The 14305-nt window shown below is 35.5% G+C and carries 11 protein-coding genes; 4 read left to right on the top strand and 7 right to left on the bottom strand.

The genetic code is table 11. The features are described from left to right. Nucleotides 1–521: 521 nt before the first annotated feature. The 4 genes from JCM15579_RS14245 to JCM15579_RS21565 all read right to left on the bottom strand — a co-directional run bounded on the left by JCM15579_RS14245 (nt 522) and on the right by JCM15579_RS21565 (nt 6005). Nucleotides 522–3323, bottom strand: coding sequence for an alpha/beta hydrolase family protein (locus JCM15579_RS14245; RefSeq protein WP_054721117.1), 2802 nt, complete (start codon nt 3321–3323; stop codon nt 522–524). A gap of 45 nt (nt 3324–3368) precedes the next feature. Beyond that, entirely contained in the window at nt 3369–4178 is an 810-nt protein-coding gene (gene cysQ, locus JCM15579_RS14240) for a 3'(2'),5'-bisphosphate nucleotidase CysQ (protein WP_054721116.1), read from the bottom strand. Nucleotides 4179–4222: 44 nt separating this feature from the next. Beyond that, complete coding sequence (locus JCM15579_RS21570) at nt 4223–5305, bottom strand: SLC13 family permease (protein ID WP_245625913.1); 1083 nt, start codon at nt 5303–5305, stop codon at nt 4223–4225. 79 nt (nt 5306–5384) lie between these two features. After that, nucleotides 5385–6005 carry an SLC13 family permease gene (locus JCM15579_RS21565; protein ID WP_245625912.1) on the bottom strand — a complete coding sequence of 207 codons (621 nt, stop codon included), beginning with the start codon at nt 6003–6005 and terminating at the stop codon, nt 5385–5387. Nucleotides 6006–6151: 146 nt separating this feature from the next. Between JCM15579_RS21565 and JCM15579_RS14230 the strand changes: the two genes are divergently transcribed. Then, nucleotides 6152–6727: a DUF2284 domain-containing protein gene (locus JCM15579_RS14230; RefSeq protein ID WP_172677445.1), complete on the top strand. Its 576-nt coding sequence runs from the start codon at nt 6152–6154 to the stop codon at nt 6725–6727. Between the two features lie 55 nt (nt 6728–6782). Here the strand turns inward: JCM15579_RS14230 and JCM15579_RS14225 are convergent, their stop codons facing one another. Further along, the gene (locus JCM15579_RS14225; protein ID WP_054721114.1) at nt 6783–7589 is read right to left on the bottom strand and encodes a toxin-antitoxin system YwqK family antitoxin; all 807 of its coding nucleotides are present in this window, start codon (nt 7587–7589) and stop codon (nt 6783–6785) included. 57 nt (nt 7590–7646) lie between these two features. Then, nucleotides 7647–10907 (bottom strand): UvrD-helicase domain-containing protein, encoded by a 3261-nt coding sequence (locus tag JCM15579_RS14220; RefSeq protein WP_054721113.1) that lies wholly within the window; start codon nt 10905–10907, stop codon nt 7647–7649. A gap of 191 nt (nt 10908–11098) precedes the next feature. On the opposite strand from JCM15579_RS14220, the gene JCM15579_RS14215 reads away from it, so the two are divergent. Next, on the top strand, nt 11099–11512 hold the full coding sequence (locus JCM15579_RS14215) for a DUF6146 family protein (RefSeq protein WP_054721112.1): 414 nt from the start codon (nt 11099–11101) through the stop codon (nt 11510–11512). A 56-nt stretch (nt 11513–11568) separates the two neighbouring features. On the opposite strand, the gene JCM15579_RS14210 is transcribed toward JCM15579_RS14215, so the two are convergent. After that, nucleotides 11569–12453, bottom strand: coding sequence for a DUF3078 domain-containing protein (locus JCM15579_RS14210; RefSeq protein ID WP_054721111.1), 885 nt, complete (start codon nt 12451–12453; stop codon nt 11569–11571). A gap of 376 nt (nt 12454–12829) precedes the next feature. Between JCM15579_RS14210 and JCM15579_RS21560 the strand changes: the two genes are divergently transcribed. Together JCM15579_RS21560 and JCM15579_RS21555 are read left to right on the top strand one after the other, a co-directional pair. Beyond that, a complete protein-coding gene (locus tag JCM15579_RS21560) occupies nt 12830–13477 on the top strand; it encodes an MnmA/TRMU family protein (RefSeq protein ID WP_245625910.1) in 648 nt (215 codons plus the stop codon). Further along, a complete protein-coding gene (locus JCM15579_RS21555) occupies nt 13435–14001 on the top strand; it encodes a tRNA methyl transferase PRC-barrel domain-containing protein (protein WP_245625909.1) in 567 nt (188 codons plus the stop codon). Before JCM15579_RS21560 ends, JCM15579_RS21555 begins: the two co-directional genes overlap by 43 nt. The last annotated feature ends 304 nt before the right edge of the window (nt 14002–14305 follow it).

Genomic DNA, 14305 nt, shown 5'->3' with positions numbered 1-14305 from the left:
TAACACTGAAAACAACAACAAATACTCATATAATATCAGCTATTTAATAGCTAAACAAACACAACACACTTAACTAACAATTAGGGTTAATATGAACACCTTTATTCTCTCAGGATAAAGGTGTTTTTTTAATGGCTAATCCCCATTTTGGGAAAGGCTATATTTTTCCATTTTATGCTTCCCCAGTCTGGGGAAGGATTCTTTTTTCAAATTAGAGTTTCCCCAAGCTGGTAAAGGCTTCTTTTTATACATTTTGCATTTCTCCAAGCTGGGAACGGCTTTCTTTTTTCATTTTCGCATTTCCCCAAGCTGGGGAAGCCTTTCTTTTTTCAATTCGAGTTTTCCCAAGCTGGGGAAGGTCTCTTTTTTTTCAAACGGGCTTCCCACAACTTGGGAAAGGCATTTTTTTCAAGATTGACTTCCCCAAAATGAAAAACTTGCCTATTTCTCCAGAAAAAATTATTGCATAAAAAAATGCGTCTCGAAACTGAGACGCATCCTTAATATTTGAATTTCAAGTTTTATTTCTTTAACTCGTAACCATCCATTTTTCCTTTTTTAACTGCAGGAATACCGTCTGTCATCCAAACCGGAGCTGGCTTTCCTTTCAGATAATAATCGAAGAATTGCATGGTTCTAATCGATAAGTCCATTCGGTTAGGACGTTTTCTTAGGTTATGCTCCTCTTTGTTATAGGTAAGCATCCAACATGGCTTCTGCAAACGACGCATAGCTACAAACAGCTCAATTCCCTGGTACCATGGTACCGCACCATCGTTATCGTTGTGCATGATTAAAAGTGGAGTTTTAATTTTTGGCGCAAAGAACACTGGAGAATTCTCGATGTACTGCAAAGTACTGTTCCAAAGCGTTCCTCCAATTCTACTTTGTGTACGCTCGTATTGAAACATTCTACTCATGCCGCTTCCCCAACGAATTCCGCCATAAGCTGATGTCATATTGCTTACAGGAGCTCCTGCCATTGCACATTTGTACAAATCGGTTCTGGTAACCAAATAAGCAATTTGGTATCCACCCCAGCTTTGTCCCTGAAGTGCTACATTTTCCTTATCGATAAAATCATAACGATCCATCATTGCCAATGTTCCTGTAACAATTGAGCTGTAAGCCGATTCTCCAGGAAATCCAACCTTGTGATACGTGATATCCGGCATAAAAATAAGGTAGCCGTTACTCACACAATAACTAGGATTGATAATCGACCAATTTGGTTGTGGTACATGGTAGTTATGCAAACGATCGGAAGTTCTTTCGTAAAAATACACCAACATTGGATATTTTTTGTTCGGATCAAAATCTTCAGGCTTGTAAAGTAAACCTTGTAGTTTTTCACCATCACCTGATGTCCAATCAACCAATTCTACACTCCCCCAATTAAAATTCTTTTGCTGTGGATTTGCATCAGATACCTGAGTTTGATCAGCAAAACTCAAGTTACTGGTCCAAAGGTTTGGATAATCAACGAAAGTTGATCTTTTAAACATGATTTGCTCAGCAGACTTTGCTTTTTCAACTCCATTAAGTTTGGCATCCTCAAATAGAATCTCTTTAGGATCGTCTTCTTTTTGCAATTTATAATAGCCTGATTTTTTATTGAATTCATGAAATGCCTCAAGCAAAACATCCTTCTTCAAATCCACAAATAACTCTTCCTCATCAAGTTTCACATAATCGAATCGAATGTTATTTCTACGTCCATAACCATTGGTTAGATTTACTGCTGGCTTGGCTCCAGAAGGATCAATCATCCACAAATCATAGCGGTCTTTTATTATTACATTTTTATCACCTTTGGTCCACCCCACTAATCCATATGGACTTGGATCGCTTGGAGTATCATGGGTTTCGCTGTAAAAGTTCACATTAATTTTTTGGGTTAACGCTACTGTTTTTTTGCTTTCAACTTGGTAAGAATACCAAATGCTATCTTGCGTTTCGTACCACAATAAATACTTCTGTGCAGGAGAAATTCTCACACTTGAATTTTTCTTTTTCAAGATTAATTCTCTTTCACCTGTGTTGGTGTTTACAAGGTAGTAATCGGAATACCAATCGTCCCATGAAGCTAATTGCTGATACGGTAAAGAAGAACTTCCCAATGACAATACAGCATTACCTTTGTCGTAAAGCTCAACATTGCGCATTTCTTTGTCAGCCAACTGAACCAGTTTGTTGTTTTTGGTGTGATATACAGCCATCCATGTGCGCTTTTCCTCTTTCTCTGCCTGCACTTTCTGTTGTGGCTGCAACAATGGATCCTTCCAGTTCCATACATCAACATGATATTTTTCCTCATCCAGCAAAGTATCTTTTACCTCTTTCTCAGGCTTTGGAGCAACTCCAAAGAATAGTTTCTCACCATCTCGCGAGAAAGAAATTTCTCCATTTTTGCTCACAGTCCAATTCTCTTGAATTTCACTGGATAAAGTATCAACAATGCGCTTGCTATTGTTTTTTAGATCGCCATAATACAATTCGTAACATTTGTTTTTAGTTGTATCGGCTGAAAAAATAAAGGAAACCTGATCTCCATTTGCCGAAATGCACGCTTTATCCGCTTCTCCCTCTTTTTCGAAAACCTGGTTTACTTTCTCGGTTTTTCCATCAAAGGTTTTAACCAATACGGTTTGAATGCTATCGCCAACCGACTGAATAAAATTCACTGCATTTCCATTTCTGGCAAGTGCATAATCGGTTACATTTTCAAAGTTATAATCCTTATCATTTACAAAGTTCCTGATAACAAGCTTACCCTTTTTAATCTTTCCGTTACCTTTCTTTTTCTTTGGCTTTTTAGCTTCTACTGAATCCTTTGCCAAACTATCTTTTTCTTCCTTTGGCATTTCCAGATAGTAAGCCATCCACTCACCTTTTTCCTTAGGCATTTGGAAGGATTTTAGCTCTGGTAGCTTCACCAATTCTTTATTGCTTAAATTCCAAATTCCAATAGAATCTTTTGGCATATCCTTCTTGTCAACTTTATCTAATTTAGCTTGACGAACTGTGTCATACTGAGCTTTAATTTTAAAAGTTAAGATTTCAGATTTTGGTGAAAATTCAGCATTAAAGCCTCTGGCAATTGAATCCAACTGTTTCGTTTTTACTTGGTACAGATAAAGAAATCCATCCCCCTTTTGTGGATTTAATTCATAGGTTATCCATTCTCCATTGTCAGAAATCTGCTGATTCTTTAAGTTTTTCCATCCATCATAATCGGTATGCTTCAATGGAATTTTTTGCGCATAAGCTGTTACTTGAATCATAAGCAAACAGACCAATGCAGCTTTTAATAAATTTCTCATTTGTTCTTAGTTGTAGGTTGATTTATAGGTTAATTCCCAACGAATCTATCGAGTGCAAATAAAACTCGGATTCATTAAGTCCTTCTTGTTATATTTTAATTCTAAATTGGTATTGTACTGCAATACTTTACCACCTGAAGCTTTAACAATAGCATGACCAGCAGCTGTATCCCATTCCATGATTGGACCAAATCGGGGGTAAACATCTGCTTCATTTTCAGCAATCATACAAAGTTTCAGTGAACTTCCTTTCGAAATCAGCTTCACCTCTTTTTTATCTTGCTTCCAATTCTCAATAAACTGTTTGGTTTCTTCATTCATATGCGATCGAGAACCAACAATAAGCGTTTCGCTACGATTTTGCTCCAAAGGTAGCTTGTGGGATTTTTGGAGCAATACATCCAAATTTTTATCCCAATCCCGTATCTTATCCACTCGATAAGCACCTAATTCAATATCTGCAAAATACAATTGCTCATATACAGGAACGTAAATCACTCCGGCAACTGGAGTTTCATCATCAATTAGTGCAATGTTCACCGTAAACTCATCATTTCTCTTTATGAATTCTTTTGTTCCGTCAAGTGGATCAACAATCCAACATTGTTCCCATTTCTGCCTCTCTTCATAATTTAAGTGCTCTCCTTCCTCGCTTAAAATAGGAATTCCCAAATTATCAATAACAGAAATAATGGCGTGATGAGCTCTTTGGTCAGCAATGGTTAAGGGTGTATTATCCGATTTTAATTGCACCTCGAAATCTTCTGATTGATACACTTTAAGGATTTCTTTACCTGCCAATAATGAAGCCGATATAGCTTCTACCAAAAGCTTTTTTCTTTTACTGAAATTCATGAATAGATTGTCGTAATGATTACTTTGTACTATGCGCTTATCTATTAATAAAAATAAATGTATGACAGAATCAAAACTGTAACAATCATGTAAATGATTGTTAGGGGAAATCCTATTTTGAAGAAATCTTTAAACGAATAACCACCCGGACCGTAGACCATAATATTCGTTTGATATCCAATAGGAGTCATAAAGTTAGCTGCAGCTGCAAAAGCCACAATTAGAACAAATGGCTCGGGATCTAAATGCAAACTTAAGGCCATTGTTAATGAAATTGGGAAAACAATTGCTACAGCCGCTTTATTGGTAATATAGGCAGCCAAAACAGAGGTAATTAAATATATACCAAACAGCACACCTACTTTACCCAACGGAAGAAATACAGAGATCAACAAATCGGCAATAATCTCTGCCAATCCTGACTTTATCATAGCTGTTCCAAAAGCTAAAGAGAGTGATATAATCAGTGCTAAGTTAAAATCTACCATTCTGGCAATATCCTTAGGATTAGATATCTTCAAGCCCAAAATTACAATGATCATTACAATCAATGTCATAAAAAGTGGTACTATACTTAATGCTGATAATATTACTGCCACTACTGTACCTCCCAGCAATAATCCAATTTTATATCCTTCTTGCTTTCTGAATTCTTTTACTTTGGAAATAAAGTAGAAATCTTGAATACGATGTGTTCTTTCAACAAAGTCGTCACCACCAAGCAACAACAAAACGTCACCAGCACGTAGCTTCACCTCTCCTATTTTTCCACTTACTCTGCCTCCATTTCTATGGATCCCAATTACAGCAGCATCGAATTGGCCTCTAAAATTAGCCTCTTTTACGGTTTTTGAAATTAGTGTTGAATTGTGAGAGATTACAATCTCAACAACCTCAATATGCTTCTTATGAGTAAGCATACCAACCGTTGGCAGAGTTAACCCAGAATTTGGTAGCACCAAATCCGCAATGGTTTCCGTATCGCCAGCAAATAAAAGTCGATCTCCTTCTTCTAATCTAAATTCATGTGAAACCGCTGCAACTCTTACGCCTCCTCTATTGATTTGAAAAAGATAAAGTCCCTTTAAGTTTCTTAGGTCTGCTTCTTCAATAGATTTTCCAATCAAATCCGAATTGGGTTTAACGTGTGCCTCTACAATATATTTCCTTGTATTTTCTGAAAAATCTCCTAAAATATCCTCTTTATCAGGAAGTCAGTTTTTTACTTACATACAAAAGGTAAATTGCCCCAATAAACATCATGGGCAAACCTACATAAGCAAAACTAAACATACTCAATGATTCCAAACCCGTAACAATGGTTTGGTCTTTCACCATACCGTTTACAATTAGGTTTGTAGAAGTTCCGATTAGAGTTATGCAACCGCCCAAAATGGCTGCATACGAAAGTGGAATCAGTAATTTTGAGGGAGAAATATTGTTTCGCTTGCTCCAACTATGCACGTATGGCATCATTACAGCAACCAATGGAGTATTGTTTAAAAATGCCGAAAATCCCCCAACCAAAAGCATCATTCTGGCCATAAAAGCTTTGTAGCCATTCGCTCTTTGAAATACTTTATCGAACAAAGTTTCAACAATGCCCAAATCTCTAATGATATCACCAATAAGAAGTAACATTAGGATTACAACAACCTGATCGTTGGCAAAACCACTAAGAATTTCTGAAGGTGTTAAAATCCCACTTATCCCTAAAACCACCACTCCTATTAAAAATGTAAAGGCAGGACCAATCCATTCTTTATAGAAGGAAATAAGAATAAAAACCAATACGATTAATACAATGATCGCATCCAGTGAGAGCATAGATATATTTTTGGGTACAATTTAAGATACGAATATACAAAAATACCTTCAGGTACAGATGTCTTTACCACACCTTTGCACAAATGTTATACAAGCTATTTTTACGAGAGCAATTATTATACTTTTGTGATAAATTGAATACTACAATGATAGAGGTTAAGGCAGATACAATTGTTAAGCATTTTAAAAATCAGAAAATCAAAATTACAAGAAAGGCATTGGAAATTCGAAAATCGGAAATATTACCTTTTCTAAACAAAGAGGAGTTTAATTCGCATTGTAGAAATGCTTGTCCAAACCACAACAGCAAATGGACTTGTCCGCCCAACTGTCCAAATTTCGTAGATTACTCAAAATCTTATTCAAAAATCCAATTGTTCCTATTTGTAACTTCAACAAAACAATTTGATTTTCTCCCTCAAGAAGAATGTTCACTTGAGGCATATAATTTTACCAAAGAAGAGCTACAAAACTATCTTCGTATAAATGAACCCCTTGATGGTAAAATTATAGCAGCCAATAGTTGTGAAATTTGTGCTACCTGCTCAATAATCAAGGGAAAGCCATGTTATTTCCCAGATAAAATGCGCTATAACCTGGTTGCTTTCGGATTTAACGTAGGAAAAATACTCACAGATTTGTTTCAACATGAATTAAAGTGGTCTACGGAAAATATCATTCCCGAATACTTAAGTAGTGTTGGAGCAATATTAAAAAAGTAATCTGGTTGAAAAACAAAATAAGCTCCCTTTTCGGAGCTTATCATCAAAATATATTCTATTGGGGATTTCGAACCGATATTGGTTCACTTACCGATAATACTCTTTTATTTTTATAAGCTGTAGATTCAATGGCAATTAGTTTCACATCCTTTATCAGCTGAGATCCCTTGTTAACTTTGAATTTGTACTCTGCAATACCATTTTTAGATGGCAGTTCCATAAACCCCTTGCCGTCTGCAGGAAAATATTTTCCCTCTATCAATTCACCAATGTAGTAAACTACCTTATTTCTTCCGTTGCTTAATCTAAATCTTAAAATGTACTCGTTGGCTGTTACTACTCTATCAATCTTATCTACAATAATTTTGGGAGTAGTTTTTACTTTATTGGAATTATCGATTTCCTTTAAGCCTGTAGAAAGCATATTCTCCTTAAAAACCATTTCGGATTTTAAATTTCCGGATTCCCAATATTTCCTCTGGTATCCATCCTTCTTACCAAATTTATAATCCGTTTCTCTATATACTTTCCCATCTTTATAATACCAAATCACCTTACCATGTTTTTTTCCTTCCACGTAAGGGATATCGTACTGTTTTTCTCCACTTTTATAAAACGTATTACTTACACCAACCTTTTTGCCATCCTTAAAAGTTACAATGGATTTAATATTCCCATTATCGTACTTGTATTTCTTGACACCATTTTTAGGTTGTTTGTACGTTACTTCGTTTTCCTTTTTTACTTCTTCCTGTTTTTTTGTTTCTCGACTAATTGTCTTAATTGAATCAACTGCTGAAACAATTAGATCGCAGGAGCTAAACATGATAGCCACAAGGAATAAAAGAATTAATTTTTTCATGTAAATGTTAGTTGGTTAGTTGGCTTCACAAGTTAACTAAAATTATCATAAATAAAACTAAACAGCTACTATTTCATATAATTTCCCATACAATACATATCCTTCAACCTGATCGAAACCTAAGGATTCAACAAGTTTTTTATATACCGCAACTTGTTTTTCATGAGATTTTAATTTCTTTTTCCCGAACTTATAATCAATCACAATGGCATTTTTTCCTTTTCGAATTACCCTATCAGGACGATATATTTCGCCATTCCCTTTTAAAATATCTCTCTCATTTACAACTTCCCAATCTTTGGAGAACCATTTCGAAACCTGATCATCAGCCAGCAATATTTTTGCAAACTCCAGCACTTCGGCTGCTTGTTTTTCATCTAACTTCCCTTCAAATTGCAATTGCGCAACAGCTTGATCCAAGTCTTCCGAGTACTCTATCAATTGGAAAAGCTGATGTAAAATATTACCCCTGCTCACCGGTGAAAAAGACTCCACTGATTCTGCTTCGGAAAAGTCAAAATAATCTGAAGAATGAGATCTTAATTTTAACCTGTCATCCAATAACGAGGCCGGGTATTCTATTGACTTTTCTTTTAGAGTTGGGATTGCTTTATTTTCTTGACTTGGCAATTTCCCCATCTCGAAACATTGATCCTCTTCATTCCAAAACTTACCCAGAGCTACAATTTTATCTCCATAAAAATCGGTTGAAAACTCATGTGCCTCTTTAAAAACAAAATGCAACAAATCTGCTACTGTTTTTAGCTCTTTACTTTTGTTTATTGGTGAATAACTGATAAACACCTCTTCTGCTCTGGTTTGAGCCACATACAATAAATTCAGATTATCAATGTATGACTGCAGCTTCTCCTCGAAATATTCCTGATAATATATCGTTTCGCGTAACGAACTGCTATAGCGAACTGGCAATACATCCAAAATGTCAAAGCCTTCAACCTTAGGCTGACACCATAAAATATTGGTATGTCGGGTATTATCCAAATCCCAATTTGCAAAGGGCAAAATTACAGCTTTAAATTCCAAACCTTTAGACTTATGAATCGTCATGATTCGAATGGCATCTTGTTCATCTGATACTGAAATTACCTCTTTGTCTTTTCTCTCCTCCCAATATTGTACAAAGGAATTTAAATCTGGAGAATCACTTTTTGTAAAGCCCAAAACCAAATCCTGAAATGCTTCCAGGAAAGGATAATCCTCTGAATTTTGATTCAAGCCAAATATCTTAATCAACTTCTCGGTTAAATCGTACAATGGCTGACGTTTCAGTTCTCCTATATGATCTTGAAATTCCTGCGGAAAGATAGAATTAAACTGGTCCTCATCGGTAATCATGTACAAATCATCAGTACTTGTACTCACCGATTCCTTAACATACAAGCTATATTCCTGCTTAAGGAAACCAATGTTAATTTTATCATCAGGATACACCAAGTAATGAAGAAGATGAACCAAAAAATTAACCACTGATGAGTTCTTTAGATAAAGGGAGTCGTTCGAAATAACATCGTAATTGACATTTTCCTTTGCATTTTCGCTTGCACGATAAGCCATTAAGGTATCGGCTACCAAACCTCCTTCTTTTCCATTTCTTACCAAAATGGAAATCTCTCTTGCCTTGTAACCACTGTTTTGTAATTCCTCTATTTTAAGAGGCAAATCTTCCAATACCTGCTCAATCCAATCCAATTCATTTTCCTTTTCAATAAAATGTGCTTTCACATATCCTGATACGCCTTCTCCCTTGTTAGGAATATGCTGAAATACATCCTGATATGCACTTACAATTTTTTGTTTCTCATCCTCCATACGATCAGAAATCTCTACAGGAATAGATTCATTGTAGTGATTTTGCATGATCTGAGCTCCAAGGGCGAAAGTTGCATTGTTAAAATCAATCACATTCTTGCTACTTCTCCAATTGTAATTTAAGCTTAAACCATTCACTCCATAAGCACTAAAGTCTGTATCCAGCTGATTCGCCAGCAATTTCCAATCTCCATTTCGCCATCGGTAAATCGACTGCTTTACATCTCCCACAACAAGAGAATGTTGATCTTCAGCCAAAGAGTCTCCCACCAAAGGCCTGAAATTATCCCATTGCATAGATGATGTATCCTGAAACTCATCAATCATGAAGTGCTTATAGACATTACCTATTTTCTCGTAAATAAATGGGGAATCGTTGTTTCCAATAATATCTCTTAACAACCTACTCGCATCTGATAAAAGAAAAATATTTTCCTCTTCGGAATACACACGAACTTTCTTCGAAAGGTCTGTAAGAATTCCTAAAGTATATATATAGCTTAATGTCTTTTCGGTTGAATTGTACAACATCGATTGCTCATCGTAATGGTTCACTACAGCTTTGAGAATATCATTTAAACCTGATGAAACAGCCGCTTCAACAGCCATTTTAGTTTCTTTTCCAGCTTTCCCTGCAACCCATTTCTGAGGAGTATCAACTGCGGCTCTGGCCCTCGCGCCAGGCTCATACTTCCCTCCTTTTACTAGTCCTTCCAAATAGCCTGCTACTCCTGTTTTGCCATATGAAAAATCGGAAACACCTAAAGAGTGACTCTCCATTATTCTTGTTGCCTCTTCACCTTTTGAAGCAAAAAACTGTTCAAACTCTTCCTTAATTTCATTGAGGATTTTTCGGTAAGAGCTTAAAAACTTTTTATCTGATAATTTATCAATCAAGTTGCTCGAGAAGTTTTGAAAATCCTCCTTGAACACTTCACTTCCAAGAGTTAAAATATCCTGCTTAAAATTCCAGGTTTTTCCATCTCTGATTTTCGATTCTGCAAAGGAAGAAAGCCAATTTCTCAACTGTGAATCCTTATCAACATCTTGCAACAAATGATCTACAACATCACTCAAAACAGAGTTTTGATCCAGCTCGATATTGTACCCCATTTGTAAACCAATCTCGCGAGTAAATGAACGCACAACTTTTTGAAAAAAACTATCAATGGTAGTTACTGAGAATCTTGAATAATCATGAAGCAATCGATTCAAAATCTCATTCGCTCTCCTTCTCAATTCTTCCGAATTTAGCTGATTTGCCTCACACAATTGCTTTTCGTATGGCGATTTTTTCCCTGATGAAATAATATGAATCTCTTTTAAGATTCTCGATTTCATTTCATCGGTGGCCTTATTCGTAAAAGTAACCGCTAAAATATTCTTATAACTTAAAGGATCGTTAAATACGATGCTTAAAAACTCACCAGTAAGGGTATACGTTTTTCCTGAGCCTGCTGAAGCTCTATATATATTAAGTTGTGACATTCAAAATTGCTTTATGCCGAAAATACAAATAATCTTTTCAGTAAAATAATCAGGAATTGTAAATTCTCACAACAACTACATCTCATCACTCGTAACTTTTTGCTTTTCACAACGTTTCTATAATATAATCTCTGTCAATATTGATTCAATCAATACTATAGATATTCTTTAAACATTAAAACGAATGAACTATGAAACATTTATTATTTATTCTAGTTGCTTTCTTTGCATTAGCGGCTTGCAGTTCATACACTTCATTCAATCAACCTGAAATTGTAAATGATGATACCACTGAGCTTGCAACAAAAGAACCTACAGATAGCACAGAATACGAGTTATTAATTTTAGATGTTGGTTTCGAAAACTGGTTTGCAACACGAAATATGCCAGCTACGGCACACTCCAATACCTATTATAAAAATTGGAATCAAAGGTATGTTATAGAGTGGAACATTAAACATTCACAAGGACATCCATATTTCGAGAATCACATTTACTACGATCCTTTCGTGGATTATGGTTTTGATGTCAATTACAAGTTGTATCACTATTTCCAGTTTGTTGAAGAAAAAACTGGCGTTATTTTAGTTCAAAGGGGCAGATGAGAGTACAAAAAAGCGGAAGACTGATTGTCTCCCGCTTGTATTTTATATCAATTCAATTAAAACTTGTAAGCCAAACCTACTCCGATAATCTCTTTAAATTGAATTCTAGGACCTCTATTATTTCCTCCTACATCGTAATAATCAATATCATCATCGTAAACTAGCGAAGTGTTTACCGTTGCAGTAAGGAAACTATTAACTTTCATATTCAACAATACTTCCCAAGTCACATCAATATTCCCAAAGCTATCCGAATAGCTAGTAAATAAATCCAGAGTACTTTTTAGATTTACATTTTCCATGATATCTTTATTCAATGACAATTTGGAAAACGCACCAAACTCACTTCTAAATTTATCACCCGGATCAACACCAAAAGCACCTTTATCTGAAAGATCATCATCATTTACCACAGTCATTTTTCCAGTAACTGGCGAAATGTATGCAGAAAAGACATCACTTGGTTTGTAATCCATACCGACTGATAGGTTCATGTAAGCAGGAGCAAGAAAATTCGAAATTTTCACATCTTCCACTCCCTCTTCACCACTGTAATTGTAACCTTTGGCAAACTGAGTCTTAAAATCAAAAAGAGCTGTATAGTACCAATGTCCACCATTTTTATAACCGTACTTGGTAAAGTATTCCAGTTTGTCGATACTCTTACGAACTCCTTCGTCGCCTTGCTTTACCAATCCATACTCCATATTCAATTTGTTCTCCCAACTGTTTTTTCCTTTGTTATAATTGGCAAACAAATTTAATTGAGAGTTTGTAGAAATAGCATTGTCGCCACCACCAGACCAGTTTGTTAAAGATGTTTGTGAAAATGATATCGAAATCATCCCTCCTTTTTTCCAGTAGGATGTATCTTGTTTTTCTTGAGATATTGCAATAAAACAAATCATTGCAGCAAGAAGTGTTAAACCAAGTTTCTTCATGTGTTAAATTTTAGCTTTGTTTATTAGTTAGTCAAAAGAGAGTTTTATCGACTTTTAAATTATAAACGAATTTAACGCAATTTGCGGATCAAAAAAAATTCATAAGAATTTTTATAATCGAAAATTACGATGAAGGATTCAAAATTTTCTATAAAGAAGTTTTAATTTATTCTATCTCATTACAAATAAATGACATCAAAAAGGATTAAAAGTCCTTAAGCCAATCAATCATAGTTGTTATTCAACGAGTACCTGCTAATAATCATGTAAGGCAGATATATTATATACATTAACATCTGCTTAAAATTTGATTGCTTGTCACTTCTGTAAAAAATGAATACTTTTGCTCCTTGAAAAAACAAGGAGATTTTATTTAATGAAGAAAAAAGTTGTAATCGGACTGTCGGGAGGAGTAGATTCAAGTGTTGCTGCTTATTTGCTTAAAGAGCAAGGTTATGAAGTGGAAGCACTTTTTATGCAAAACTGGAATGATACAGTCGGATTAAAATCGGAAGAATGCCCTTTTGAAGAGGATGTTTTGTTTGCACAAATGGTAGCAAAAAAACTGGATATTCCTTTCCACTTTGTGGATTTAAGTACTGAATATCGCGCACAAGTAATTGATTACATGTTTGCCGAATATGAAAAAGGGAAAACTCCTAATCCTGATGTATTGTGTAATCGTGAAATTAAATTCGATGTTTTTCTAAAGAAGGCATTGGAATTGGGTGCCGATTACGTTGCAACCGGACATTATTGCCAGAAAGAAACCATTGTTAAAGATGGCAAGGAAATTTACCGTTTAATTGCTGGTGTAGACAATAACAAAGACCAGTCTTACTTCCTGTGTCAACTATCGCAGGAGCAATTGTCGAAGGCGATGTTTCCAATCGGACATATTGAAAAACCTGAAGTAAGAGAAATTGCCCGAAGAGAAAAATTGGCATCCGCGAGAAGAAAGATTCTCAAGGAATCTGCTTTGTGGGTAAAGTTGATCTGCCTGTTTTTCTTCAGCAAAAACTAAAAGCGAAAAAAGGGAGAATTATCGAAATATCAGCTGATAAGGCAAAAGATATCATTCCTCAGTCAGAGGATTTAAAAGAAATTGCTCAACCCTATCAATTTTCTCCTGAAATGGGAGAAGAAGTGGGAACTCACAATGGAGCTCACTTTTTTACCGTAGGTCAGCGTAAAGGACTAAATGTTGGTGGAAAAGCAGAACCTCTATTTGTAATTGGTACCGATGTAAAGGAAAACATTGTTTACGTGGGAATGGGACACGAACATCCACTGCTAATGCGCAAGGCTTTGTTTATTCCTAACGATGACATTCACTTTATTCGCGAAGATTTGCGTCCGACCGAAAATTGTGAAAGAAGATACGATATCAGAATTCGTTACCGCCAACCTTTACAAGGTGGGACCATTCATTTTAAAGAAGAAGGATTGTACATACATTTCGATGAACCACAACGTGCCGTTGTTTCAGGACAGTTTGCTGCCTGGTACGATAAAGGTGAATTAATTGGTTCGGGTGTGATTGATTAAATTCTACTACAATATTTTAAAGCCATTCATTTTTTGAGTGGCTTTTTTTTGAGAAAATGATTTCCTAAACCAATTGAGGAGCTTCTTTTTTGAGAAAATGATCTCCTCAGCCAATTGAGGAGCTTCTTTTTTGAGAAAATGATCTCCTCAGCCAATTGAGGAGCTTCTTTTTTGAGAAAATGATCTCCTAAACCAATTCAGGAGTTACTTTTTTGAGAAAATGATTCCCTGAACCAATTCAGGAGTTGCTTTTTTGAGTAAAATGATCTCCTCAGCCAATTGAGGAGCTTCTTTTTAGTAGAAA

Origin of the sequence: Marinifilum fragile JCM 15579, assembly GCF_001310955.1 — a bacterium.
Taxonomy (GTDB): domain Bacteria; phylum Bacteroidota; class Bacteroidia; order Bacteroidales; family Marinifilaceae; genus Marinifilum; species Marinifilum fragile.
The sequence above is the reverse complement of the archived record's forward strand: the minus strand, read 5'-3'. Positions and strand labels throughout refer to the sequence as shown.